Genomic DNA, 26610 nt, shown 5'->3' on the forward strand with positions numbered 1-26610 from the left:
TTTTTGTGAGGTATTTTTTCTTTTAATCGAATGAATGGTCAAGCTTTCTTCTTATTTCCGATTGCTCCTAAAACAAAGCCAAGGATAAAAATTGTGACCGTGCCCATCACAATGGTCATATTGCTATGTAATGGATTTTGAAAAGGTTCTAATTCACCTGTGAAAATCAAAGCCGATAAACTCATCCAGATGATGACCAAAACTCCGGCTAAAACTGCAATAGCAGCTTGTTTGCTAGTGGTGTTTTGGACGATCAGTCCAAGAAGGAATAAACCCAAAATTCCTCCGCTAAAAATTGACGCCAATGCCCACCATGCATCCAATGCGCTTGCAACGCCATTAAATGCCAAACCCACTAAAATGCTTGCGATACCCATTGCCAAGGAGGAAATCCATAATACCCGCATGGATGTTTTTTCGGAAGGATTAGGTTGAATGTATTTTTTGAAATGATCCGATAAAATCACCGTTGCCGAACTGTTGACAGAAGTAGAAACTGAACTCATGCCTGCGGCAAAAATGGATGCGATAAGCAATCCAGTGATGCCTGTTGGAAGCTGTGAAACAATAAAATAGGGAAATACTTTATCGGCATTTTCCATTCCAGATAGAGATTCCGGCAATAGATCTGGCTGCGCTTGGTAAAAGGCAAATAATGCTGTCCCGATAAAGAAGAAAATCAGTGATACCGGTACATAAAGTAAACTTCCCAGCCAAGTAGATTTAATGGCTTCTTTTTCAGTTTTGGCTGAAATGTAGCGCTGCACGTAATTCTGGTCGATTCCGAAATTCTGCAAATTGATGAAAAGGCCATAGATCAAAATCATCCAGAAAGTGGAGGTGGTGAAATCCAATTCAAAGCTTCCCAAACTGAATTTGTCGCTACTTTCGGCGATCATAAAAACCTCTGATGGTCCACCTGGGATCTCAATAAAAATCACCAAGAGACAGGCCAAAGCTCCTGCGATTAAGACAATTCCCTGAATGGCATCGGTCCAGATTACCGCCTCGATTCCTCCCATCATGGAATAAATAATGACTGAAATACCGGTGATAATGATGATCATCGGGATGCTCCAGCCAAAAAGAGCATTCATGGGCAAAGCAAGTAAATACAGAATTGTGCCCATTCGTGCCAACTGAGTCAATAAATAGCAGATGGAAGCATAGATTCTTGCCCAAAGCCCAAATCGTTGTTCCAAGTAGAAATAGGCAGATTCGCTATTGAGTTTCCGATAGAGTGGAACAAAGTATTTTACTGCAATCAAGGCTGCCAAAGGAATCGAAAGGCTAAACACAAACCCATTCCAATTGCTTAAATAGGCATTTCCTGGAAGTGCCAAAAAGCTGATGCTGCTGACGAAAGTGGCAAATATTGACATCCCAATTGCCCAGGAAGGAAGTCTGCCTCCTCCGGTGGTGAAATCATTGGAATTTCTCTTTCTGAAAGAAAATGAAATCCCAAAACCAACGATCGCCAACATGTAAATCAAAAAAATCGCGAGATCAATAATTGGCAGATTCATAGGTCCAAGAGATTCTTAATGAATGGGTTTAAGAGGAAAGGGCGGAAGATATTGCAACTTTCACTTCATCAAATTTCAATTTCAAACTCGCTTTTTCAGCTTCATTGAAAGAGCATATCGGTAGAGCCAAATTTCCTTGGCATAAGCCTTCAAATGACATAGAAGCCTTTAAACCTTTTAAATAATTGGATTGGTAGGTGCCGTGACTATAAAGGTTTTTGCTTAAAAATTGCACCGCATCATTTAAGCGTTGCATCTTTTCTTTGTCCTGATATTCTATCGCTTCAAAAAGCTTGACATATAATTCAGGGAATAAATTTGCACCTCCAGTGACTCCGCCATGACCTCCCATATTCATGGTTTCCACCAAAATTTCTTCAGGACCCACCAAAACGGTGAATTCAGGATCTTCTCTAAATCGGTCACATAGGCTTTCGAAGTAAACTTGATCTCCAGAGCTGTCCTTTATACCAATGATGTTTGGATGCTCTGCCAAAGCTGCAACAGATTCCAATTCAAGAGTGATGCCTGTATGAGAAGGCATGTTGTACAAGTACAAAGGAAGGTCGACATCATCAGCAAGTTTGGAGAAATAGTTCACCAGCTCGTCTTGTCCCACATTCATATAAAATGGAGTGGTGGCAACTACAATGTCAGCTCCTGATTTTGTTGCGATAGAAGCTAAATTTAGACTTTCCTGAAAAGAACAATCTGTTATTCCTACCAATACAGGGATCCGATTGGATACAATTTCACAGGTTTTTTGAATCAGGTTTTCCTTTACAGCATAGCTCAAGCTTGCAAATTCGCCAGTAGTTCCTAAAATGAAAATCCCGTGTACTCCACCTGAAATCATGTGCTCGATCACCAAAGGCAAGCTCTTTTCATCCAGACTAAAGTCTGGCAAAAGAGGAGTGATCATAGGAGGAATAATCCCCCGAAATGGTTTTGGAAATGACATAAAATAGGTTGGTGAGATGTTTTATTTCAAGGTCAATGCCACGTGCTTGATCTTCTCCCGATTATAGGTATAAGTCAAATGAACTGTTCCGTCTTTCGCTTGAATGATGGCCGGATAGCTAAATTCTCCTTTTGGCTGATCCTCCAAGACATAGATTTCATTCCAGTTGACACCGTCCATAGACATGAAAAGAGATAATTTATTTCTTCCATCTTTGATCGGGTTGCAAAGCAGTAATTGGATGCCACTTTTAAGCGTTACCGCATCAATTCCAGAGTTATTGTGTACCAATCCTGTGGATTCTACAGTTGACCAGGTTTTCCCTCCATCCATTGACCAGGTGGTTCCGATGACATCTTCCTGTGTTCTTGCAAGCATCTGCAATTTGCCATTTGGATAGAATAAAACAGTGGGTTGGATCGCATGAAAGTTTCCGTTATCAATTTCTGTTTTCTTCCAGTTTTTGATATCTGAAGTAGTGGATTCCACGTGCATGCTCCAAACGCCATTGGTTTCGAAACTACTTGGATGGAGCAAAGTTCCATCCGCTAAAGTCACGGATTTGTTCTTTACAGGGCCAAGCATTCCTGGTGGAATTTGGATGGCTTTTGACCAGGTTTTTCCTCCATCCTCTGAAGTCTTATATAGTCCCCACCATTCTCTTGGGTTGGGGCCTTCCTTGTAAAAAAGAACAATTTGTCCGGTGTCAGCATTTCTATACAATACCGGATTCCATGTAGGATTTCGAAAGTCTTTGTTCTCGACCCCATCTGCCACCATTACCGGACTGCTCCATTTTCCGTCTTTTAGCAAAGAAGTATAAATGCTGACATCGGGGTGTCTTTCGTAAGAGCCACCAAACCAGGAAGCCAAGATTCCTTCTGGAGTTTCTACCAAAGTAGAAGCATGACAGGAAGGGAATGGAGCTGTTTCGTAAATAAATTCGGAATCAAGTATTTCGACTGTTGGCAGTTTTTGAGCATATCCCATTGTGCAAAAAATCAGAAATAGGGAGAGGCAGCACAGGTGCTTCATAATTTATCTTGATTAGGAGGTGTATTTCAGGTTTAAACTAACAAAAAGCGACGAATTCTTTAGATTACTGTCTTGTACTCTCCTGAAATTTTAATGGGATTACTTAAAGTTGAGATTCATGAAATCCATGAAATGATTCCAATCTTCCAAGGTGAGATCATGCTTTCCTTCCCGAATATGATAGCCTGCATGTTCTTGAATAATAGGAGATTTGAGTTGCTCAAATGGAGTCGGAAAAGAGACTGACATGTTATAGATATCGGTGTAAATGCGGCTTCCCAACTGCATCGATAAATATTCACCTTTTGGATCTGCCCATAAATCTTCTCTGGCGCTGGAAAAGTATACTGCTCGAGGAGCCATCATCATTGCCAGCATATGCTGGTCAATTGGCAAGGAATCCTCCTGATCGTTATAATTTTTGAAGTTGTCATTAAACCAATGAGGAAAAGAAGTATTGATGATTTTGACTGTTTCTCCAAACTTGCGACGGGAGAGTGCTGCACCACCACAGCCAGACTCATTAGAAATCACTACTGCCCATCTTGGGTCTGTTGCTCCGGTCCATAAGGCAGTTTTTCCTGATCTGGAATGACCGACAATTGCCGATTTCTTTTCATCGATCAGAGGTTCTTGCTCGAAATAATCCATGGCTCTCATTGCTGCCCAGCCCCAAGCTCCAAAGGTTCTCATGCCTTCAGGTTTTGTTAATTCCTCCGGATAAAGATTGGAAATGACTCCTTCTGAGAAAGTATCTGCATCATCCGGTGCCACCGTTTCCCCATGGAAAGATGCTGTCGCAAAACCTCTTTTTAAGATAGCTTCTACCGGCCAATATCCTTCTTCAGCAATTTCCTCATCAGGTTCTAAAGGCCGATGGTCTACCAATAAAGTGATAGGGGATGGACCGGACTGTTGTTTTGGTAAAAACACATAAAGTCTCATAGTGTGGGTATTCCCTTTTCTCGAAACCTGAATGTCTATTTCCTTAAAATTAGCCAGATCTGGAAATGGATTGGGATTTTCTGAAACTTCTGTAAAAGTTATTTCCTCAAAATCACTTGGTATGGGCCCGTAAACTTCGTTTTTGAATAAGTCCATGAGTTCTGGCCTGCGGATATTTTCCCAATCAGAAATGGAGTGGATTACTAGGCCTGACTTACTGACAAAAGGGTCAGGAAGAACTAAATCTGGAACTTTACTTTCATCTTGATTCACTACTCGCTGTGCCATAAGAAATGAATTTACAAAAAGGATTAGAATCGAGTTGAAAAACAGAGTTTTGAGCATTCTTTAATTGGAATTGGTGCTGGCTACATGTTCAGGAATAAAATCCTCGAATGGGTACGTTCGTGGTAGAACTTCCACGCCACTGGTTACTTTTAATGGCGTTTGACCTGCAAAAGTCACCTCCATAAAATAGGCTTGATATCCATTTTCCGGTTGCTTCATCTGATAGGAATATTGTCCATTCGCTGCCGATTCTAATTCAGTAGATTTCCAATTCGGACCAAAAACATCCACTCTGAAATCTCTGGTTTTCTCGTTAGTTGCAGTCCATATTTTAACTGAGATCGGCAGATTTTCTGGATCTGCCTGAAATGAAATCAAGTCGTCTTCGATAGTCCATTCATAGCTAGGCCTTTCCTGATTATTGATGACTGAGGAATAGAAAGAAATCATATTTGGCAAAGCATCTGACTTGCTCAGATCATGTCCAAAATTCGGGACGTACTGGATGTGTTTTTCGCCTTTCAGATCATTCCAATAAAACTCCCAACTGTCAGGTTGGAAAAATTGATCTCCAGCAGCATTAATTAATAGCTTTGGTAGATTCAAATCCTCAACAAAAGAATAAGGTTCTGTGATTTCCAGCAATCTGTCAAATTCAGGAGTGCCCATCCATTCCATGACCCCTTCGCGCACGTAATCGTCCACAGCAGGCGCCCAGAAACCATAATTTCTCCAATGGTGCTCAAAGGATGGAACAAGATTTAGCATGTCGATCACAATGGGAATTATCGCAACCACCCGATCATCCACAGCAGCTGTGGTCCAAGTGGTCCAGCCTCTTTTGGAAGCACCAGCCACCACATAATTTGTCAGGTTTATATCGTAGTAAGTTTGAACCAATTCGGAAGTCGCATCCATAGCTAATTTGACTGCTTTGGTCATGGGAAGTCGAGCAAGCCAGATGGCGTCTTCATCTTTGGCTCCGCCTTCTAAAAATTTTCTCCAGCCATAAGAAATGATCGCATCCTCATAGCGCTCACCAAAGGTGTCATTGGCAAAAGTCAACGGTTGGAACGGAATGTTATGGACTTGAGCAACGATGGAATTGGTCTGAGTAGCAGCAGCAAGAATCAATTCATCAGGGTTTTCAGGCATTTTGGTGTTGGTGCTTCCTCCTCCAATCCACATCAATCCAGTGTCAAAAGGAGTATCTCTTGGTACCACAATGGACACCCAATGCCACCACTCAGTCTTGTCTACCAAATCAGGAGTCAACCATTGTTGGGAAGTCATTTTTAAGACATGATAATCATAATCTGGCCCGGTGACAGTATGAACGACCTCAAAATGGAAATTCGTGTCAGGAGCCATGACATAGTCTTTCAAAATACTCTCTGATTTTTCAGGGATGACTTCTTCTTTTTCCGGTTCTTTATTACAGGCTTGAAAAAGTGTAGTAAGAGTCAAGATTCTTACAATGAAATAGAAACGATTTGAAAAATTGATGTTCATCAAAGAATGGTGTTAGGTTATTTATTTCAAAAAGCTAAGGATTTAAACTAAAAGGAACAATTTAGAGAAATCGATTTTTGCTTTCTTCAGGCAATTGAAATCCAGATTTTTCGGTCGATTAGAAAAAATAGCCTAATTTCTGCCCTCTTTTTGAATAATGTGTCCCCTGAATCTTTATGTGAGAATGGAGATATTGGATCACATTTAATTAGTGGGATTTTTTAATTCCAGTAATCAATTAGCAAAAATTAAATTCAGATTACCAGTATCAATATGAAAAGAAGATCCGCCGTCAAGGCTATGGCCCTCAGTTCCGTTTCACCTTTCTTTTTCCCGCAGGGATTTACAGGAATAAAAAAACTTTTTGGAGAAGCAGAAACTGCTTTCAAAAGCAATTGGGAAAACTGGCCAAATATGAAATGGGTAGGGCCTGAGTTTTGGGCTAATAGACTTCAAGACTGGGAAATTGTTGACGGAAAAGCCTGCTGCGTGATTGCTGCTCCTAACCGTACACTTCATGTTTTGACACATCAATTGGGTGATTCCAATGGCTCATTCCAAGAATCAGTAACGATTCACTGGGATCAAGAAAATCAAAAAGGAGGTGCTGAAGTTTATGCCGGTTTTAGACTTGGTGCCAAAGGAAGGTTTGAAGACTATCGCTCTGCCGCAGTTTTTGGTGAGGGATTGGATGTGGGAATCAATGGTTTGGGACAAATAAAACTAGGTGAGAAGTTGAGCGATTCCACAGTGGATCTTTCCAAACCGATTTACCTGTCTCTTAAGGCCGAACCTAAGCAAGAGTCTTACGCTCTAAAAGTAAAGGCTAGCAATTCATCTGATTCTGGGGAAGGAGTGGAACTGGAACTGAGCGGAATTGAAACAGAGCAATTGAGAGGGAATATTGCTTTGGTCTCCCATGCGGGAAAAGGTTTCCAGAAAGATGCCCCATTGGTTTCATTTTCTGATTGGGTATTTAGGGGAGAAAAAATCACCGAAAATGGCGATCAGCTTTTTGGGCCAATTTGCTTTGCGCAATACACTCTTCATGATCAACTCTTAAAAATGACTGCCCAATTGGCCCCAGTCGAGGAAATCAAGGGTTTGCAAATTGCTTTACAGATTAAAGAAGGGTCGGATTGGAAAACGATTCAAACTTCAGATATCGATCCATTGGGCAGAATAGCCCAATTTAGAATCCCAGATTGGCAGTCAACTGAGGCAGTTCCATACCGGGTTTTTCTTGAAATTCATTTGAAAAACAAGAAGCAAGAATTCGCTTATTATGGTGAAATCGCTGCTGAACCAAAATCCCTGGAAGATTTGAAAGTTGCGGTTTTTAGTTGCAATGCAGACCATGGTTTTCCTGATGAAGAAGTTAGCATTCATGTCAATAAACATCAGCCAGACATGGCCTTATTTCTTGGAGATCAGTTTTATGAGGGTACCGGAGGATTTGGTATACAGACTGACCGAATTGAGAAATCAAGTCTTGATTACCTTCGAAAATGGTATATGTTCGGCTGGTCTTATCGAGACATTTTCAGAAGTATTCCTGCGGCATTTATTCCAGATGACCATGATGTCTATCATGGAAATGTTTGGGGAGCTGGCGGTGAGCATGCGCCAACTGATAAGGGTTGGGGATATATCGCCCAAGATGAAGGAGGGTATAAAATGGCAGCGCAATGGGTAAACATGGTTCAGGCTACGCAGACCAGCCATTTGCCTGATCCTTATGATCCGCGACCTGTCAAACAAGGAATCAATGTTTATTATACCGATTGGAATTACGGTGGGGTAAGTTTTGCGATTTTAGAAGATAGAAAGTTTAAATCAGCACCTAAAAAAGTGTTGCCTAAAGAAGCTCAGGTTCAAAATGGGTTTATTCAAAATAGGGACTTCGATATCAAGAAGCACTATGATATTGACGCAGAGCTTTTGGGAGAAAGACAGATGGAATTTCTCGAAAAATGGGCTGCCGATTGGGGTACAGATATCCAAATGAAAGCGGTTTGCTCACAAACCAATTTCTGTACAGTGGCTACACTTCCCGTAGGAAGCATTATCGATGAAATTGTACCTAGTTTGGCAATTCCTGAAAAAGGTGAATATGTAGATGGGGATGCACCTACTTCTGATATGGATTCAAATGGCTGGCCGCAAAAAGGAAGAGATGAGGCATTGCGTGCAATTCGTAAATCTTTTGCCCTTCATATAGCGGGTGACCAGCATTTGGCAAGTACCGTGCATTATGGTGTGGATGAATTTAGAGACTCAGGATTTGCTTTCGCTGGACCGGCTTTAAACAATCTTTGGCCGAGAAGATGGTGGCCTCAGGTTCCAGCTGGCCATCAGCCGATTCCGGGCAAAGCCAAGAATACTGGTGATTTCATAGATGGTTTTGGAAATAAAATGACGATTCATGCTGTGGCAAATCCTTATAAAACGGGCTTCGAACCTTCAAGAATTTATGACCGAGGAACGGGATATGGAATCATTACTTTTGAGATGGCGTCTCGAAAAATGAAAATCGAATGCTGGCCAAGAAATGTCGACCCGATTTCAAAGCCAGATGGTCAGTATGATGGCTGGCCGATAGAAATATCGCAAGAGGAAAATTACGCCAGAAAAGCAGTTGGTTATTTACCGGAGATTGTGGTCAAGGGTGCAACTCAGCCAGTAATCGAAGTTTGGAATGAAAAAACTGGCGAATTGGAATATGCATTCCGAATGAAAGAAGACAGGTTTACTCCAAAAGTCTTTTCAAAGGATACTTATCGAGTGGATTTGATTGATTCAGTATCAGGCAGAAAGCTCTCAAAGAAACAGCTGGAAATTTCTCAAGGAAGTGCGATAGAGGTTGATTTTAGTTAAAGCGACGCTGTCACTTAGGCTTTTCATTTGTCAGTCTGGGACTTAAATATTCTTCGAACCTACAAAATGGAAATGATAGGAATTCGTCTTAAAAACGGGGTTTGGGTCACCCTGAGCGGAGTCGAAGGGTCCTCGATTTCGAGACTCTCGACTCTCAAGTGCTCAATGTGACAAACAGCATAATTATGCCAGCCTCGTCTTTGGTTTTTTACGAAACCAGCTTTCCTGTAAATCCTTCAAATTTCATAAGAGATTTAGTTTCTCTTTCCAGTTCCAATTGCTCCTGTTCGTAGCTTTTTGAAATAAACATTGCCAGCGAAATCAACGCAAGATTCTTGATGATGTATTGACCTACCAAGGTAGGGGTGAACCAGGTTTGCCAAATTTCTTCTGTTAAAACCAAAACTGGAAGAAAAGTGGTAACCATGTGAGCAATGAGTATGTAAAGAGAGATTTTGCTCAGTTTTGGAAAAAGCCAAAGGATGCCTAATGCACATTCAAAAAGGCCAAACCCTCTGCAGAAAAGATTGAAATCAATCCAAAAACCAATGGTTTCATTGAAAAGATTTTGCACTAATGCTTCCGCTGGGGAAAACCCCAACACCTTTAATATACCAAACCAGAAATAGATTACGAATAAAGAGAAGCGGCCAAGTAAAGCGGAGGTTTTCATAGGGTTATTGTTTAGATCTTCGAAACCTAAACTATCCCCGAAACTCTTCCAATGACAAAAATCAGGTTTTGAGAATTTTGCCGTAATTGAAGTGATTTTTTAATACACCCACTTTATCCATTTATAGACGATTTCTGTGTAATTATTCTTTTCGTAAATAATCCCAATCATGTTTTCTTTGGGAGCAACCAAATCACTGTAAGCTGTGTATGCCGATTTTCCAGGGTCTTCAACTCCATCGATCAATATGGATTTTGGCCAGGTTTTTCCTTCGTCATAGCTGAATTTGACTGTTAAATTATTCCTATTTGCAGTGTCAGCATTATTTGCATGGACTAAAGTAAATCGACCATTAGAATCGGTTAGTGAATTAATAGACCCTTGGCAAACTGGATCTGGAAGTTCATCCTCAAATTCTTCAGAATCCCAGGTTTCTCCACCATCAGAAGAAAAAGCCAGAATCCTTTGACGAACATCTCCTTTTTGGTTTCGGATACTCATGATCATCCGATTATTTGGAAGCTCAGCAGCAATGGATTCATTTGATCCAGGATATGAAATGGATTCGGAAATTCCATAAGTTTTTCCGTGGTCATCGGTAAAGAAACCATGAGCTTGGTATTCACTGAAGTTATCCTTAGGATCACCTTTTGAATGATTGGCAGCGACAAAAATTCTTCCTTTATACTTGCCTTCTTGAAACTGAAAAGCATGTCCAGGAGTGTTGGCGTAATGCCTCCAATCTTCTTGAGAAGTATAAGCCGGATTGAAAGCTGGGTTATTAGGATGATGTGTTTGTTCGGTAATGTTTTCGGGTTCTTCCCAAGTTTCACCCAAATCAAATGATTTCATCACCCAGACTTCTCTTACTCCGCGATTCATCCGGATATCGTATTCATGATTATTTCCAGTATTGAAAAACAGATAAATCACACCCTCAGGATAATCGGGGTCAAACATGTCTACCACCGGAGCAGGATTTCCCGCCTGAAGCGAATCATAATCCACCAGCATTTTCAGCTCAGACCAAGTAAAACCAAAATCCTTGCTTCGTTTCATCACGAGATTTACATCCCCATAATCATCACTTCCATTGACGCGACCTTCGGCAAAAGCTATTAGATCTTCGTTTGGCAGGGAAATAATTGCAGGGATTCTATAAATCTTATGGCCTTCCTGTCCCCCTTTAAAAACTATGACATCTTGAGAATAAACATTCGGAAAAATCAGGAAGAGAGCCAATGCCAATGCAATGGTTGGTAATCTTTTCATGTGGTTTTGGGTTTTGACGAAATTAAGAGTTTCTTTTTTAAAGAGAGAAGGCAGAGGATGAATCTTTGGAGGTTGATTTTAAAGAATGGCACTTGGGACTATTACCAAAATCAAAAGAAATCTAAAAAATGAAAACATTTCAGAAACGAAAAATTAATCATAATATAACATTTGAAAAATTTATTTTATCATGATTAAATTATTGTTATATAATTTTAATGATATAGGATTTTAATTGATGATTTTTATTTATAACAAGATTTTTATTTAATGTTGGTTACGTTGATTGATTCAAAATTTATTTTATATAAAGTAATAATTATAAATTATACTTTTTCCGAATTTCTTCGAATAGAGATTTACACTGCTAAATGAAAAGGAATGAGACAGTAATGTGCCTAGGATAGTCAAAAAATGATTTTTAGACCATTTTTTTGGCTTTGTTTGTTTTAATTAAATTTTTCTGAATCTAGTTTATTTTGTGTTTTTCCATGTTCTTTTATGATATGATTTGAGTGTTAATTTTTTGTAACAAATTTCATTTTACAATTAATATAATGCTAAAGTGTCCTTAACAGGCTAGCGTTATTGAAACCCTACATTTGTGCGATAATTATTAATTACCTGAATAAACAGGATTAATAAAAAGTATTGTGCTGTTTTTATTTATCCAATAATAAATTTTATGAATACAAATTTACGATTGTCTAAAATCATCTATGCATCAGCGTTTTTGATTATTGGAGCTGGGATTACCTCCAGTCCATCGCGCTTGTTCGCAAAAGGGTTGGGTACTTCGGGAAACTTGTCCTCCAGTTTATCTCTTGCAGATAATTTGCTGGCCAAAGAATCAATTTCCGGTAAGGTTACCGACGAGCTAGGAGAGCCACTTCCAGGAGCAACTGTTTTGGTTAAAGGCACCATGAATGGAACCGTGACTGATCTTGACGGGAACTTCTCAATCGACGCTGCATCCGGAGCTGTTCTTCAGGTTTCCTATGTAGGGTATGTCATGCAGGAAATTTCTGTTAATGGCCAATCCATTATCAATGTTCAACTAGAGCCAGATGCGACTCAATTGGATGAATTGGTGGTAATCGGATACGGAACTCAAAAGAGATCTGATGTGACCGGAGCTATTGGTTCGGTAAAAACTGAAGATTTCAATAAAGGTGTCATTTCAAACCCTGTGGATCTTTTGCAAGGTAAAGTATCTGGTGTCAATATTACCTCTACCAGTGGTGAGCCTGGCGCAAATCAAAATGTGATCATTAGAGGGATTGGTAGTTTAAGATCAGGAACTCAGCCATTGTATGTTTTAGATGGCTTTTTACTTGACAATTCGGATACTGGGATCGCTTCTAATCCGCTAAACTTTTTGAATCCTGGCGATATCGAGAGCATCGATGTCCTTAAGGATGCTAGTGCAACGGCCTTGTATGGTTCCAGAGCTTCCAATGGGGTTGTGGTAATTACTACTAAAAAAGGTAAAAAGGGAACTTCACAGATGAATTTCTCAGCATCAACGGCATGGTCTTCCATGGCCAAGAAGATTGATGTTTTCAGTGCTGATGAATTCAGAAATGAAGTGGTAGCTGCTGGTGGAGCCTTGGAAGATTTTGGTGGAAATACAGACTGGCAAGATGAATTAACTCAGACCGGACTTTCCCAGAATTACAATTTCTCCATGAGTGGAGCCAATACTGAGAAGTTTTCATATTTCACTTCTTTGGGATATCAAGATCAGGAAGGTATTCTGAAAAACTCTGAGTTGAAGCGCTATTCTGGAAAGTTGAATATGAATCAGAAAGCCTTTGAAGGGCGATTGATTGTAGACTATAACTTGACTGCTTCTTATACTGAGAATTTAAGACCAAGCATTACTTCCAGCATCAGCGATATGCTGAGTTTAAATCCAACAATCCCTGCTTACACAGATGGTGAGCCAACCATGTTGAATACTAATGCATTGAATCCTTTAAAACGATATGAGCTTTATACGGATAATGCTGCCAATAACAGGATTTTAGGTACGATTTCACCTTCATTTGAGATTTTCGAAGGCCTTGTTTACAAATTAAATCTGGGCGTGGATTACTCTACTACCAATAGATATCAGCAGTATAAGCCATACTCTGGTGTAATCAATGAATCCAATATTTCTGATGGTTCTTTGGATGAATATGTCAATTCCAATATCAATAAGTTGATTGAAAACACCCTGACCTATAACTGGAACACGGATGTTCACCATGTGACTGTTTTGGCTGGACATTCCTACCAAACATTTTTGGATGAGTTCAGATTGACTTCTGCGAGAGGTTTTGCTGATAATAATATTGAACCGAGATATCAGGATCACAACAGTACCAGTGAGTACCCTACGACGGTTACCTCTTCGGCTGTTAGAAATGAACTTCAATCCTTTTTCGGAAGACTTAATTATACCTATTCAGACAAGTATTTATTCACGGCTACTTTCCGTGCAGACGGATCTTCCAAATTTGGTGACAATAACAAATACGGGTACTTCCCATCATTTGCATTGGGTTGGAATATCAGCAATGAAGAGTTCATGGCAAATTCGGTTTTTAACAACTTGAAACTGCGAACCAGCTGGGGTAAAACCGGTAACCAGGAGATTCCTTCTAAAATCACCAAAGCAAGTTATGCAGAGGATAGATTGTCTTCAGGTTCAGGAAGTTTGAATACTTATCCTATCGATACTGATGGCAATACTTTGGATAGCTATCCATATGGAATTGTGTTTACTCGATTGGCAAATCCTGACTTGCAGTGGGAAGTTTCCACTCAGTTTGATGTCGGAGTTGATTTCGCTTTCCTTAACAACAGATTGACAGGTACTTTGGATTACTTCAAAAAAGTGTCTTCCAATATCTTGCTTGAAATTGTCCCTGCAGATCCGGTTCAGCCTACTTCTACTTATTGGGATAATATCAAGGATATGGAAATCCATAACAGCGGTATTGAAATCGCTTTGGATTATGCAGGCAATGCGGATAGAGCATTTACTTACAACATCGGAGGTAATGTTACTTTCATCCAAAATGAGGTAAAAGATTCCCCTTACTCAGTTTTGACCACAGGTGCTGCTCAGGGTGCTGGTCAAACAGGTGCCACAATTAACGGGTATATCAATAACCAGCCGATTGGAGCTTTCTACATGCTTCAATTTGATGGAATCACTGAAGATGGAGTCAATAAATTCAAAGATATCAACGGCGATGGTGAAATCTTGGATAATGACAGAAGCGTAGTCGGAAGTGCTATTCCAAAAGTGATCTACGGTTTTCATACCAATTTTAAATACAAAGCTTTTGACTTGGGCTTGAACTTTAACGGAACTGCTGGAAGTAAAATTTACAACCACACAGCGATGTCATTATTTACCAAAGCCCAATTATCCAGATCAAATAACACCACTGATTTCGCGAACGAATTCCCGGAAGAGTCTTTCAATAACTCCAATACTGTTTCGACAAGATTCTTAGAAAGTGGCTCTTTCTTCAGATTGAACAATGCTACTTTAGGATATAATCTGAATATGGATGCGGTTGGGTTACGTGATGTTTTCCAAAATATCCGCCTTTCTGTAACCGGCCAAAATTTATTTGTGATCACAGATTATTCAGGATTTGATCCTGAGGTAAATACTGGTTCTACTGCCGGTGGAATCCAGACCTTCGGAATTGATCGATTTACCTATCCAAGAGCGAGAACCTTCTCGATCAACCTGAATTTAACTTTCTAAAAAAAGAATGATCAGTAAATCATTTAGAAATCATAGACACATGAAAAATCATAGATTTTACAAAATACTACCTATTGCTGCTTTCTTAATCTCATTCTTGGGCTGTACCGATTTGGATGAGGAAGTACTCGATGAGTCACTTACAGGCACGGGTCAAGCAGAAGTAATCAGCGGTTCAATTGCTCCAGTTTATGGAATGCTTCGTCAAGTTTGGATGCACACAGTCAATTTTGGACTTCAGGAAGTAGCATCTGATGAAGGAATTCTACCTTACCGTGGAGGAACAGACTGGTTTGATGGCGGTAAATTTATTGCTGTTCACCAACACTTGATGACACCTACCAATGGTTTGGTGGGGGATGCCTGGACTTATATTACTTTGACTTTGTCCAGAGCAGTTTTGGCAGAGGAAAGAATGAGACTGGAAGTGGAAAATGGAAATTCCAGTGCTCAGGATGCGATGTATGAGATGACTGCAATGAAAGCTTATCTCAATATGCTTGCATTGGATAATTGGGGTTTGGTTTTCAAAAAGGATGCTTCCAATGAGCTTTCAGAAATCCTTCGAGGACAAGATGCCATTGATTATTTGGAAAGCGAATTACTTTCTGTAGTTGATGTGATTAACAGCAACAAAGGACCTGGAAGGATGAACAAATTTGCTGTAAATGCATTGCTAGCTCGACTTTATCTGAATGCGGCTGTGTACCGTGATCCTTACGGAATGCCTGATTTCAGAGACGCTGACTTGGATAAAGTAATCCAATACACCAATAATATCATCGAGGGACCTTTTGCTCTTTCTCCGGAATATTTTGAATTGTTCAACGATGATAACAACACCAATCCTGAAATCATCTTCTCTCTAGACCAAAGAGGTGTGCTTCAGACAGAGCATAGCAGATGGCAATATTGGTCAATTTCTGGTGATCAAGTTCCAAGACCTGAGTTTCCAAGCACCAGAGGAACTGATGCGGTAGCTGTCACTCCAAGTTTTTATCAGACATGGGTAGATGCTTATGGTGAGGTGGATCCAGCTGATGCGGACGCAAGATTCTTCCAAGAGAATACTGTGATTCCTGATGAATTGAAAGATTTAACCGGAGTGAATCCAACTAATGATGAGGATCATTTCTACACTGTTGAAGCCACAGATTTTGAGATTGATAGAGGGATCCTTCGCAATATCATCTGGGGTCCAAGAAAAGATGGAAGCGGAAATATCATGACTGACGAAAATGGCAAGGTGAAAATCTATCCAGTGATCAACAGAAGAAGCAGTGGAGCAAATATCCGCTACGTAGACCATACGCTCAAAGTGGATTTTACCACAGAGGGTAGCCTTCATAATGCTGGATACAGATTTTCAAAATATCAGTTCAGCCATACTGCAACGAACTGTTGTAGCAACAGCAGCGTGGATATTGTTTTGATCCGTTTGGGAGAAATTTATCTGATGCGTGCTGAAGCAAAACTTAGAAAAGGAGATACTGCTGGTGCATTGGCGGATATCAATACTTTGAGAACATCAAGAAATGCCCGTCCGGCACAGACTCCAGCTCCGCTTAACTCCATCGATTTGGATATATTATTCCGTGAGTCAGGATTTGAATTGTATTGGGAAGGTCATAGAAGAGTTTACCAGATCAGATATGGCAAATACGAGGATAGTTGGACTGAGAAAACCAATTCGGATGTCAACAAAAGGTTATTCCCGATTCCTCAAAAAGCAATGGATGGAGCATCCAGTGAAGCAGGATTTTTGGTTCAGAACCCTGGTTATTAAAACCTATTAAACTTTAAAAGAATAAAAGCCGATGAGATTTCTCATCGGCTTTATTGTTTTTCATTTGCAGTTCGTGGTGACTGGATCGGGGGGACTGATCGTGCCTTTGGCACTCTTGGGTTCTTTTTCGCTCCTATTCCCCGAATTTCGCTTCGCTGTATTCGGGGTTGATACTGAAAATGCCTATGGCATTTAGGTTTGTTCCTTAAGTAGGGTTTTGTTTTGAATCCTTGCCAACGGCAAGTTAGGTAACTGCCCAGAATGTAATTCTGGGTTATAAAAAGTTTATATTTAAATGAAGTGCCAAAGGCACGATCGGTATTGTAAACTTAATTTTTCTTATTTATGCCGCAGTCCTTATCCAAAGTTTATCTGCATATTATTTTTTCTACCAAAGAAAGAAAACCACTTATCACTACTGAAATAAAGCCGATTTTGCAGGCCTATGTTATTAAGCTCGGAGCCAATCTTGCAGTTTTTACAGAGGAGATATATGCCAATCCTGACCACATTCATTGGCTATGTACTTTGCCAAGAACTCTTTCAATTGCTGATTTAGTGCAAAAAGTCAAGATATCCAGTTCTAATAAAATTACCTCTCTTGGATTAAATAATTTTCATTGGCAAAAAGGCTATGCAGCTTTTTCCGTGAGTCAATCGAAGTTGAGAATTGTGAAGAAATATATTCAGAATCAAGAAGAACACCACCGCAAACAAACATTTAAAGAGGAGTATGTTCGATTTTTGGAAGAGTATAAAATGGACTATGACCCAAAATATGTGTGGGATTGATTTTAATAAATCTTTACTGATCGTGCCTTTGGCACTCTTGGGTTCATATTCGCTCCTAATCCCCGAATTTCGCTTCGCTGTATTCGGGGTTGATACTGAAAGTGCCTTTGGCATTTTAGCGCAGAATTCTAAAAAGTAAATTAGGATAAAATTATCAGTCTTATTTTGGTTGAAATTAGACTTAGTATTGCCATTCTTTTCCTCTTAGAAGAGATTTTGAAAAGGTTAAATTCATTTTAGACAGTTGGAGCAGGGGTAACATTTGCCAAAGGCAAAACCAGTAATTGCCCAGAATGCAATTCTGGGTTTTAAAAGATTTATTTTAATAAGAGTGCCAAAGGCACGATCGGTATTTTTTAATAGAAGGAAAAAGCCATTCCAAAGACCTGAATGGCTAAATGAAGACAAAGCAAAAGGGAAATATTAACTCAATCCTCGATTTTTTTGATGGTATTATTCTTCAAGTCTATAGAAAAATGATCCGAAGGATTAGAATGATAAAGCTTTTCGAAAATCCCGAAAAACTGAATGAATTCACGAGTGAGTTTCTGGTCTGGAGAGTAGCTTTTTTGGTTTACTTTCGGCATCAACTCTTCATAGAAAGCAGTTCTACTCTCTGGAATAAGCTTTTTGCCTAACTCATCCCCATTTTTGAGCAAATAAAAATCGTCAATAATATTCGGCCTGGCTCCAGTTTGGTTTTTACTGATTTGAAGTTTTTTCAGTTTTTTCTGAAGAAAATCTTCACTCTCATTTTCATTCATTTCGCTCCATTCCAACAATTCTTTTTGATTCAGATTCTGTAAAAGCAGGGCAAGATTTTGTGGCCAGTCAGATGGGATAAATCGGGATTTTGTAAGCTCCAAAAGGTGATTTCTAGTGTAGTCCAAATAGTCTTTGGATTCTAGTATACTGCTTTCCCAAATGCCCGGGTCTTTCTTTTCCAGTAGCCATCTGTGCTCCATTCTATATAGATCAAAAAACTCATTCATGTGATCAACTTCTGTGAGTGGGATGGTTTCGATTTCCAGGGTGGAGGAATTCGAGGTTTTTAGAGTTTTATAAGCCGCGGGAAAAGCTGCTAGTGAAGGGACTTGAACATTATACATGGTATGGGTGGTTGTTTGGTCTTTATAAATTCCTGTGTCATTGAAATGCATATGACCGGCAAAGTGGACTCTTATACCGGCTTTTGCATACTGTTTACTCGTCTCAGAAGTGGGTACTCTTTCTAGCTGTAACTTCTGGGGTCCAAATAAGGATTTCATTTCTTCGGAAGCTCCTTCAAGAAATTCGACTAGAGGATAGTGGCTAAATGAAATGAGAATTTTTCCTCTTTTCTCAGCTTCAGCAGACACTTTTCTGATCCAGTCTAGTTGGTGATTTTTGTGGAAAGCAGCTTGGTTAAAGCCTTGGGATGATCCTTTCCATTCACTTCCACTATAAGTATAAACATTTCCATCCAAAGCTAAAAGCCAAATGCCATCAATTGGCTCAACTACATAGCTGACATCAGGAAGAAATAATCCGGAATTGTCCAATTCGTATACTCGATTCTCAAGTGTTGCCTCATTGGTTGCTTTTTTAAATTTGTAATTATCGACATCCAATTCCTGAAATGGATGAGCCCAAAAGAGATCTTTTTCATTGGGAAAAAATCCGAAATTCTTCAAAGCTCCGGTGATTTCTGAATATCCCCAATAATTGATCTGATCCGAAATGGCGACTTGATCCGAAGGAAACAACTCTTTTGCGCCAGCTATTGCCTGTTCAGATCCATCTGTTCCAAGAAAGTCTTTTTTTCCTGCCAAGCCTCCAAAAGGATTGACCGGATCATGGTTTCCTGTGGTCAGAAAAAAACGCATTCCACTTTCTGCAGAATATCGATCCAAAATCTTTTTCAAAGCCAAAACATTCATGGGCTGCCCATCATCGGTAAAATCTCCCGGAAGGACGACCAGCTGAATTCCTTTGTCTTTCAAATCCTCCAGAGCGCTGAGGAAAGCAAAGTAATTTTCATTGAAAAGACGGGTAGAATTGACCTGGCTTTTCATCGTGCGGATGGTCGCAAATTTGCCGGAAATGGGATTAAAAACTCCCTTAAATTCCTCTGAGCCCAGATTTGCATAAACATCCTGAAGATGAATATCAGAAAGAAAAGCAATTTTACTTTCCTGATCTTGACCTTGGGCTAATTGAGGAAAAGCGAGTTGAAAAGCTGTTCCAAAGAGTAAAGGGAATAAGGTTTTTTTATTCAAAATAGGTAGAGCTCAATTAGTTTTTGACCAAAACAGGATTTGGTCTTTCATAGACATTTCCATCGAAATTAACTTTGTAATCTGATTTGAAAAAGGAGGAAGGCTGATAATAATCTGTAGAAATCACCTGTGCTCCCGATGCTTTTGCTTTTTCAAAAGTGCTATAATCGTTTGTTCTGGCTTGTTTGGTGTCAGAATCTGCCCGAGTCCGGATTATATAACCCTTTTTCACCAAGTCTCTGATATAGGCTTCATCTTTCTCGGCATTATTGATGATTCTAAATCCTGCAGTTGGATTTCCTTCTTTTTTTTTGACAAAAAGCACCGCGTTTTCAAGTCCAGGTTTTGCGCTGAGATATCGGTCGATTTTCTCTTCATTCTCATCTAAAACAAAAAGAAATTTACCTCTTACATCCTCTAATAATGGCCAGTTCCCTGCTAAAACAGCAGATTCTAGATCCTTATAGTTTCCTCTGATATCATCAGGTGTGATCAAATGCTCCATCCCAAGGTGGGTTCTGATTTCGAGGTCAATGCTATCAAGGGCAGCAGCGGTAAAAGGTAAAACGGGTCTGGTTCCCGGGATATTTCCATCTTTTGCATTGATGAGGATAAAAACCGGACTGTGATCTGGGTTTGATTCACTCCAGGATCTCAAAGCTTTCAAGGCATCTGCAAAAAGTAAATAATGCGATTGAAAATCCAGATCTTGGATATGGAAGAGTTTGAGTCCTGGTTTGGAGAGTGCATCTGTTGGATCATAATTTGGGATTTTACCGCCTGCGCTTTGAATGATTTCCAGACCTTTTGGATTGGAATACCTTCCTCCTTGAGGATCATGGAAAACGTCCAATTCCAAGTTTCTTAATCCTAAATCCAATTGGGACTCCATAGGGATATGAGCATATTCCAAACTTTGTGATGCGGAGGGATTTACCTTGGATAAATATTCCAAAAGCTCAGGAGCCATCTGGCTTTTGTAACTGTTATGACTGCCAATCACCTGGATTTCGTTGAGTTTCTGAGCGGAAACCTGAAGAGATAGAAATAAGCAGAGAAAAGATAAATTGTAGAAAAATAGATTTTTCATGAGGTTTAAATTGATTTGAAATTACCGAATTGAGCAGGAAGAAATAGCGCAATGATTTTGAATTCGCTGCTTTAAAGTATTCTTCAAGCAAATTGATTCAATTGGCAAGTTTCAAGCTTTTTGAGCTTAAATCCACCTATTCCACTTCACCATTTTGTTATGAAATTCCCTGTTGGTGCGAAGTGATTAAAGACAGCAAATTGCTTATTATGAAGTTGATATGCCGTAAGGTGTTAAGCAAACCCAAAAAAGGATCATTCTAATTTTATCAATCTGTTAAGCATGACGTAAATCGGGTATTTAAAGCCTGATTTTCCTCTGAAAGCCTTATTTTTGAAGATGCAAAAATTCTTTTCATCCCTTCTTTTTCTGCTGTTTTTTGTGTTCCAACTTTCAGCGCAGGATTCTAAAAATTACAAGATCCATTCTCATAATGATTACCTACAAAAGGCTCCTTTTTGGGAAGCCTATGCAGCGGGTGCCAGTTCGATCGAAGTGGATGTGATTTTAAAAGATGGAAAGTTGATGGCTGCTCATGAAGCAGAAAGTATCCATCCAGCTAGAACTATCGAGAGTCTTTATTTGGACCCGATTCGTGCTGGTTTGGAAAATGAATCCATCGCTGAAATTGATTTTACTTTGTTGGTGGATTTAAAAACGGAAGCTTTGCCGACTTTGGAAGTTTTGGAGAAAATCATGCTTGATTATGCTGATTTGGCCTTCTCAAAATCAAATCCAAAAGGACTGAAATTGATTATTTCCGGAAATAGACCTGATCCAAATACCTATGAGGAGTATCCAGAATGGATGTTTTTTGACTATCAAAGCAAAAACCTGAGCGCTGATCTTCCATGGGAAAAGATAGGAATGGTGAGTCTTAGCTTTAGGCAATTTTCTATTTGGAATGGAAAGGGAAGGATGGTTGAGGAGCAACGAAATTCTCTTCAGGAGTTTATTGATTTGGTGCACTCTTTTGACAAGCCTGTTAGATTTTGGGGAACGCCAGACAGCAAAACTGCCTGGAAAGCTTTTCATGAAATGGGAGTGGATTACATAAATACAGACCATCCTGCTGAAGTAGCGAATTACCTAAGCCACCTATCTACCTTCGTTTATCAAAACCCAGCCATCCATGAGATTTATACTCCTTCCTATGAAGTGGATGGAGAATCCGTTGCTGTCAATCAGGTGATTTTGATGATCGGAGATGGAAATGGCTTAGCTCAAATTTCTTCCGGGCTTTTTGCCAATGGGAATAATCTGAATTTGACCCAAATAAAAAATATGGGTTTGATAAAAACTCAGGCTGCAGACGATTTTACAACGGATTCAGCAGCGGGGGCTACGGCTTATGCTACGGGTACCAAAACCAATAACAGGGCTTTGGGAGTGGATCCAAACGGCAAGGAATTAGAGAACTTACCGGATATTTTGAATTCCTATGGATTCAACTCCGGGATAATTACTACAGACAATCTGACGGGTGCGACTCCCTCGGCTTTTTATGCCCATCATCCAGAAAGAGATGATTCGGCCGAAATTGCGGCATTTTTACCCAAAAGTCAGTTGGATTTGTTTATCGGTGGAGGAAAGTCAGATTTCGAATCCCAGTTGGATAATCTGAAGAAAGAAGGTTTTACTTTGGTTGAGGACTTAAATGATTTTTCAGCTACCAAAATCGGATACTTTGCTTCGCAAGGATCATTGCCCAAAGCTCTGGATGGGAGAGGAGATTACCTGAAAAGAAGTACTGATTTTGCCTTAGAATTTTTGGAGGAAAAAGAAAAACCCTTTTTCCTGATGATTGAGGCGGCAAATATTGATTCTGGGGGACATTCCAATAACAGCGGAATGGTGATTTCCGAAATGTTGGATTTTGATCAAGTGATCGGAACAGTTCTGGAATACGCAGATAATAACCCCGGAACACTAGTCATCATCACCGCGGATCATGAGACTGGAGGAATTTCAATTCCACAAGGTGATATAGATAGCAGGACAATCGAATTAGCCTATCATTCTGATGATCACACTGGAATTATGGTTCCGATATTTGCATACGGGGCTCATGCAGGCGATTTCAGAGGAGTTTATGAAAACACCGAAGTGTTTCACAAAATCATGGATTTGGTGAAGGAATATCATTCACCGAATACAGTTTTTACCTACGTCCAGCCAAAGTAAATGGCAGCATAAAGATATTTCTGATCAAGTCAAATGACAGATCTACTGCAAAGCCTAACAAACGGAAAGGCAAAAGCAGAAGCCAAACGATTGGATAAAGGATCAGGGCGATCAGTGCCAAAGGCCAACATAGGACAAATAGGATGCACCAAAGTAAGAAGCTAAGCATGTGTTGATGTTTATTTATGACTGTTTATTCAAATCACGTTCCAAGCGATAAAAGTACTCTTCATTGCCCTGAATAAGGGTTATTTGAAAAAATCCATGTTCGATAACGAACGGTTTTCTTTTCCGTTTTCGCACGTTTTTAGGGAAGGCAACAAAAGGTTTTAATGTATCATTTTGAATCATTAACTTTTAGCTTCATTCCCGAAAAACCTACTTATGAGAATTCTTTCCCTAGTTATGATACTTGGACTTCTTTGGTCCTGTCAGCAAAATACTCCTAGCAATTTATTGGATGTTCACTCAGTTAAAACTCAGGACGGATTAGTCTCTGGCAAACTTGTAGGAGAAGATTCTGTCAAAACTTTTATGGGAATTCCATTTGCAGCAGCACCAGTTGGAGAATTGAGATGGAAAGCACCTCAACCAGTTTCCCCATGGGAAGGAGTCAAAGAATGTGTTGCTAATCCAGCTTCGGCGATTCAAAATCCTCCGGTTCCATTTTTTGCATGGTCAGAGGAATTCCTCATTCCACCTACACCGATTTCTGAGGATTGTCTTTATCTGAATGTTTGGACGGATGCCGAAAAGTCAGATGAAAAGCGACCTGTGATGGTTTGGATTCATGGGGGTGGATTCACAGGAGGTTCAGGCACAGTTCCACTTTATGATGGAGAGGAATTGGCAAAAAAGGGTATCGTCGTAGTTACTATTAATTATCGATTGGGAGTCTTGGGATTTCTGTCACATCCAGAGCTTTCGAAAGAATCTGATTCAGGGACTTCTGGCAATTATGGGGTTTTGGATCAGATTGCAGCATTGAAATGGGTGAAAAATAACATCTCCCAATTTGGCGGAGATCCTAAAAATGTCACGATTGCTGGTCAATCTGCTGGTTCGATGAGCGTCAATGTTCTGGTTAGCTCCCCAATGGCTAAAGGACTTTTCAATAAAGCAATTGCCCAAAGTGGTGCGATGTTTAATTACGATGGAGGTAGGTCTGGAAGGAATATAGAAATGGCCGAAAAGGCAGGAGAGGAGTTTATGGAGAAAACAGGTGCTGGATCTTTGGAGGCATTAAGACAAATTCCAGCAGATAGCTTGTTGAAAGTGGGAGGCTCTTTTTGGCCTTATAAAGATGGAAATGTCATTCCCTTAGACTTTGACGAGACATTTATTTCTGGAAAAGCCAATCAAATAAAGCTTCTGACGGGTTGGAATGCGGATGACAATGTGAGTTTTGGAGGACCAATGACACCGGAGCAGTTTAGAGCTCAGGCCAAAGAAAAATATCAAGACCGTGCTGAAGAATATTTGAAATTGTTTCCTGCTTCTACTCCTGAAGAACTGGAAGAGACCCGATCCACACTTTCTGAAATGATGTTTGGATATCAGAATTTCACTTGGGCAAAAATCCAATCAGATCTGGCTCCAGAATCATCCTTTTTGTACCATTTTACAAGAATTCCTCCTGGAGAACCTAATTATGGAGCATTTCACTCTGCTGAGTTTAGCTATTCATTTCATACCCTCAAGTATTGGAATAGACCCTTTACAGATGTGGATTACAAACTGGAAGATGTCATGTCCCAGTATTGGGTGAATTTTGTGAAAAGCGGGAATCCAAATGGGGATGGATTACCAAATTGGCCAGCATTTTCTTCAGATAATCCGATGCTGATGGAGCTTGGAGATAAAATTCAAGCTATAAAACCTCCGCATTTGGAACAGATACAATTTCTGGAAAGTGTTTATATGAAATAGAATTTGTCTAGAGTAGAAATATTGAAGGGCTTCAAAAAAACCAAATGTTGGTAAATAGAAAGAAGCTTCAGATTTTTCAACTAATTTGTTAACAAATCAGGTTATGTATACGTCACAGAGTCATATAACCAAAAAACTTTTACGAATGAAAAAATTATATTTTCTGAATTTTCTGATTCTTTGTTTCGCTTTGGCCTCTTGTAATGAGGATGCTGACAAGATTAATTCCCCGATTGTGGGAGAGTGGCAACAATCTTATTATGTAGATGATTGGGATAAAGATGCCGTAAACACGATGGTTTTTAGATCTGATGGCACTATGACATGGTCAGGTACAATTCGTGAACCTGATTCTGAAGTGGATTTAGGATATCAGTTTTATGCGGAAGGATCTTATAAAATTGAAGATGGAAAGGTTTCTGTTCCAGATTATGAATATTTCACTACAGAGTATATTGCAAGTGGTAGCTATGTTTCTAAAGATGAGCTTTATGCGAATCCTGCATTTTTTGGGATTCGTCCATTTGAAGTGAATGCAGAGCAAACAGTATTATTGTTCCCAGGAGGCTGTGAAGGAGATCAATGTTTTTCAGATATAGAATATTATAGAGTAGATAACTAATAGAGAGGGAGCTTCAAAGCTCCCTTTTTTATATTCTAAACGGGGAAGATATACTGATTCCAAAAGAAGTAAGCATCAATAAGGATAAAATTGCGGGATTGATGCCAAAAATTACTGCTAAGAAGCAGCCGAAAAATGCCAAATAAAGGATTGAAAATTTATTATTGATCTGTACCCAATGACAGAGAGCAAACAGTCCTGGATTCAACCCAAACCAGAAAACAAGTAAACAAAACAGGTCAAACTTACTTTCTATTCCTCTTCCTTGATAAAGGATCAAAATAGATTCCGGTAATGTCAAAATTGTAAATACGATGAATTCCAGTCTGAATTTGTGACCGAATTTCAGCGGTAAACTTCTGAATAGATACAATTTTTTTTCTCCAAACTCCCATTTTTCCAGCCAAATAGGGTAATGAGCAAAGCAGGAAATCAATAAGCCAAATGCAAGCCATCTGGAATCATACCCTCCTGAGAAGTACGAATAAAAAAATCCACTCAAAAGAAATAAACTGAGTGCTTTAATCAATAGGAGAAGCAAGGGCCTGTTCTCTTTCAGGTGGAACAAAAACCAAAATGAAAATGGCTTCTTCTTAAAAATACGATTGCTTGAGATTCTAGTTTCCGGTATAAATTTACTGAAAATCAAATAGTTGTAATAAAGTGAAGCCCATAAGGAAAGAATTAGAAAAAGCACTAGAAGGCTTAATTGAATCCAAGCTCCAGCAGGAATACCAACATAAAAAAGTAAGAGAGAATAAAGTAGAATCAGGCCTTGGTTTGCCAGCCAAACGGGAGCGAAATGTCGGGCAAAATCAAAGAAACTTAGAAATGATAGTTTTTGGAATTGGCGGTATCTCGGATCTTGGGAGAGCTTTTTTATATGTCTTGCCTGAAGAATTTCATAAATCAGAAAAGAAAGGAGCAGTGCCAAAAACCAAGTGTTCTTTTCAAGGATTTTCTCTGCAATCATCAGATGTTGCTTGATTTCCATAAAAACCCCAAAAACCACCGTAATCAGAATGAAAAACCCGAGATAGGCTTTGTAAAATGGATAAACAAAAGACTTGATCAGGACTTCCTTCATG

Annotated in this window: 19 protein-coding genes; 8 read left to right on the forward strand and 11 right to left on the reverse strand. The window is 39.6% G+C overall.

The features are described 5' to 3' along the window. Positions 1 to 38: 38 nt before the first annotated feature. From FHS59_RS01520 to FHS59_RS01540, 5 genes are all read right to left on the reverse strand, one after another. The gene (locus tag FHS59_RS01520) at positions 39 to 1526 is read right to left on the reverse strand and encodes a sodium:solute symporter (RefSeq protein ID WP_184492649.1); all 1488 of its coding nucleotides are present in this window, start codon (positions 1524 to 1526) and stop codon (positions 39 to 41) included. A 28-nt stretch (positions 1527 to 1554) separates the two neighbouring features. Then, positions 1555 to 2487 (reverse strand): dihydrodipicolinate synthase family protein, encoded by a 933-nt coding sequence (locus tag FHS59_RS01525; RefSeq protein ID WP_184492650.1) that lies wholly within the window; start codon positions 2485 to 2487, stop codon positions 1555 to 1557. A gap of 21 nt (positions 2488 to 2508) precedes the next feature. After that, positions 2509 to 3522 (reverse strand): sialidase family protein, encoded by a 1014-nt coding sequence (locus FHS59_RS01530; RefSeq protein ID WP_184492651.1) that lies wholly within the window; start codon positions 3520 to 3522, stop codon positions 2509 to 2511. Positions 3523 to 3621: 99 nt separating this feature from the next. Continuing rightward, positions 3622 to 4755 carry an alpha/beta hydrolase family protein gene (locus FHS59_RS01535; protein WP_246388253.1) on the reverse strand — a complete coding sequence of 378 codons (1134 nt, stop codon included), beginning with the start codon at positions 4753 to 4755 and terminating at the stop codon, positions 3622 to 3624. A 60-nt stretch (positions 4756 to 4815) separates the two neighbouring features. Further along, on the reverse strand, positions 4816 to 6267 hold the full coding sequence (locus FHS59_RS01540) for a PhoPQ-activated pathogenicity-related family protein (protein WP_184492653.1): 1452 nt from the start codon (positions 6265 to 6267) through the stop codon (positions 4816 to 4818). 273 nt (positions 6268 to 6540) lie between these two features. Between FHS59_RS01540 and FHS59_RS01545 the strand changes: the two genes are divergently transcribed. Further along, complete coding sequence (locus tag FHS59_RS01545; protein WP_184492654.1) at positions 6541 to 9144, forward strand: alkaline phosphatase D family protein; 2604 nt, start codon at positions 6541 to 6543, stop codon at positions 9142 to 9144. Between the two features lie 208 nt (positions 9145 to 9352). Here the strand turns inward: FHS59_RS01545 and FHS59_RS01550 are convergent, their stop codons facing one another. Then, a complete protein-coding gene (locus FHS59_RS01550; protein ID WP_184492655.1) occupies positions 9353 to 9817 on the reverse strand; it encodes a hypothetical protein in 465 nt (154 codons plus the stop codon). A gap of 99 nt (positions 9818 to 9916) precedes the next feature. Next, on the reverse strand, positions 9917 to 11089 hold the full coding sequence (locus tag FHS59_RS01555; RefSeq protein WP_184492656.1) for a sialidase family protein: 1173 nt from the start codon (positions 11087 to 11089) through the stop codon (positions 9917 to 9919). A gap of 685 nt (positions 11090 to 11774) precedes the next feature. Here FHS59_RS01555 and FHS59_RS01560 point away from each other — a divergent pair. The 4 genes from FHS59_RS01560 (at position 11775) to tnpA (ending at position 17439) form a co-directional block, all read left to right on the forward strand. Then, positions 11775 to 14861: a SusC/RagA family TonB-linked outer membrane protein gene (locus FHS59_RS01560; protein WP_184492657.1), complete on the forward strand. Its 3087-nt coding sequence runs from the start codon at positions 11775 to 11777 to the stop codon at positions 14859 to 14861. A 40-nt stretch (positions 14862 to 14901) separates the two neighbouring features. Further along, positions 14902 to 16647, forward strand: coding sequence for a RagB/SusD family nutrient uptake outer membrane protein (locus FHS59_RS01565; RefSeq protein ID WP_184492658.1), 1746 nt, complete (start codon positions 14902 to 14904; stop codon positions 16645 to 16647). Between the two features lie 31 nt (positions 16648 to 16678). After that, positions 16679 to 16843 (forward strand): hypothetical protein, encoded by a 165-nt coding sequence (locus FHS59_RS01570; protein WP_184492659.1) that lies wholly within the window; start codon positions 16679 to 16681, stop codon positions 16841 to 16843. 149 nt (positions 16844 to 16992) lie between these two features. After that, positions 16993 to 17439, forward strand: coding sequence for an IS200/IS605 family transposase (tnpA, locus tag FHS59_RS01575; protein WP_184492660.1), 447 nt, complete (start codon positions 16993 to 16995; stop codon positions 17437 to 17439). A gap of 428 nt (positions 17440 to 17867) precedes the next feature. Here the strand turns inward: tnpA and FHS59_RS01580 are convergent, their stop codons facing one another. Both FHS59_RS01580 and FHS59_RS01585 read right to left on the reverse strand, forming a co-directional pair. Further along, entirely contained in the window at positions 17868 to 19697 is a 1830-nt protein-coding gene (locus FHS59_RS01580) for a metallophosphoesterase family protein (protein ID WP_184492661.1), read from the reverse strand. A 16-nt stretch (positions 19698 to 19713) separates the two neighbouring features. After that, entirely contained in the window at positions 19714 to 20787 is a 1074-nt protein-coding gene (locus FHS59_RS01585; protein ID WP_184492662.1) for a phosphatidylinositol-specific phospholipase C1-like protein, read from the reverse strand. A 339-nt stretch (positions 20788 to 21126) separates the two neighbouring features. Between FHS59_RS01585 and FHS59_RS01590 the strand changes: the two genes are divergently transcribed. Next, positions 21127 to 22971 (forward strand): alkaline phosphatase, encoded by a 1845-nt coding sequence (locus FHS59_RS01590; protein WP_184492663.1) that lies wholly within the window; start codon positions 21127 to 21129, stop codon positions 22969 to 22971. On the opposite strand, the gene FHS59_RS01595 is transcribed toward FHS59_RS01590, so the two are convergent. Continuing rightward, on the reverse strand, positions 22949 to 23140 hold the full coding sequence (locus FHS59_RS01595) for a hypothetical protein (protein ID WP_184492664.1): 192 nt from the start codon (positions 23138 to 23140) through the stop codon (positions 22949 to 22951). The two genes, FHS59_RS01590 and FHS59_RS01595, sit on opposite strands and share 23 nt — an antisense overlap. 215 nt (positions 23141 to 23355) lie before the next feature. Here FHS59_RS01595 and FHS59_RS01600 point away from each other — a divergent pair, with 215 nt between their 5' ends. Together FHS59_RS01600 and FHS59_RS01605 are read left to right on the forward strand one after the other, a co-directional pair. After that, positions 23356 to 24900, forward strand: coding sequence for a carboxylesterase/lipase family protein (locus tag FHS59_RS01600; protein ID WP_246388254.1), 1545 nt, complete (start codon positions 23356 to 23358; stop codon positions 24898 to 24900). Between the two features lie 145 nt (positions 24901 to 25045). After that, positions 25046 to 25522: a hypothetical protein gene (locus FHS59_RS01605; RefSeq protein ID WP_184492665.1), complete on the forward strand. Its 477-nt coding sequence runs from the start codon at positions 25046 to 25048 to the stop codon at positions 25520 to 25522. Positions 25523 to 25550: 28 nt separating this feature from the next. On the opposite strand, the gene FHS59_RS01610 is transcribed toward FHS59_RS01605, so the two are convergent. After that, entirely contained in the window at positions 25551 to 26609 is a 1059-nt protein-coding gene (locus tag FHS59_RS01610) for a hypothetical protein (RefSeq protein WP_184492666.1), read from the reverse strand. Position 26610: the final 1 nt, after the last annotated feature.

The organism is Algoriphagus iocasae (genome assembly GCF_014206875.1).
GTDB classification, from domain to species: Bacteria; Bacteroidota; Bacteroidia; order Cytophagales; family Cyclobacteriaceae; genus Algoriphagus; species Algoriphagus iocasae.

Coding starts and splice junctions, on each gene's coding strand:
- FHS59_RS01585 (WP_184492662.1), bottom strand. CDS start 20,787: ATGAAAAATCTATTTTTCTACAATTTATCTTTTCTCTGCTTATTTCTA.
- FHS59_RS01540 (WP_184492653.1), bottom strand. CDS start 6,267: ATGAACATCAATTTTTCAAATCGTTTCTATTTCATTGTAAGAATCTTG.
- FHS59_RS01545 (WP_184492654.1), top strand. CDS start 6,541: ATGAAAAGAAGATCCGCCGTCAAGGCTATGGCCCTCAGTTCCGTTTCA.
- FHS59_RS01595 (WP_184492664.1), bottom strand. CDS start 23,140: ATGCTTAGCTTCTTACTTTGGTGCATCCTATTTGTCCTATGTTGGCCT.
- FHS59_RS01555 (WP_184492656.1), bottom strand. CDS start 11,089: ATGAAAAGATTACCAACCATTGCATTGGCATTGGCTCTCTTCCTGATT.
- FHS59_RS01565 (WP_184492658.1), top strand. CDS start 14,902: ATGAAAAATCATAGATTTTACAAAATACTACCTATTGCTGCTTTCTTA.
- FHS59_RS01535 (WP_246388253.1), bottom strand. CDS start 4,755: ATGGCACAGCGAGTAGTGAATCAAGATGAAAGTAAAGTTCCAGATTTA.
- FHS59_RS01600 (WP_246388254.1), top strand. CDS start 23,356: ATGAGAATTCTTTCCCTAGTTATGATACTTGGACTTCTTTGGTCCTGT.
- FHS59_RS01550 (WP_184492655.1), bottom strand. CDS start 9,817: ATGAAAACCTCCGCTTTACTTGGCCGCTTCTCTTTATTCGTAATCTAT.
- FHS59_RS01610 (WP_184492666.1), bottom strand. CDS start 26,609: ATGAAGGAAGTCCTGATCAAGTCTTTTGTTTATCCATTTTACAAAGCC.
- FHS59_RS01590 (WP_184492663.1), top strand. CDS start 21,127: ATGCAAAAATTCTTTTCATCCCTTCTTTTTCTGCTGTTTTTTGTGTTC.
- FHS59_RS01520 (WP_184492649.1), bottom strand. CDS start 1,526: ATGAATCTGCCAATTATTGATCTCGCGATTTTTTTGATTTACATGTTG.
- FHS59_RS01605 (WP_184492665.1), top strand. CDS start 25,046: ATGAAAAAATTATATTTTCTGAATTTTCTGATTCTTTGTTTCGCTTTG.
- FHS59_RS01570 (WP_184492659.1), top strand. CDS start 16,679: ATGAGATTTCTCATCGGCTTTATTGTTTTTCATTTGCAGTTCGTGGTG.
- FHS59_RS01525 (WP_184492650.1), bottom strand. CDS start 2,487: ATGTCATTTCCAAAACCATTTCGGGGGATTATTCCTCCTATGATCACT.
- FHS59_RS01530 (WP_184492651.1), bottom strand. CDS start 3,522: ATGAAGCACCTGTGCTGCCTCTCCCTATTTCTGATTTTTTGCACAATG.
- tnpA (WP_184492660.1), top strand. CDS start 16,993: ATGCCGCAGTCCTTATCCAAAGTTTATCTGCATATTATTTTTTCTACC.
- FHS59_RS01560 (WP_184492657.1), top strand. CDS start 11,775: ATGAATACAAATTTACGATTGTCTAAAATCATCTATGCATCAGCGTTT.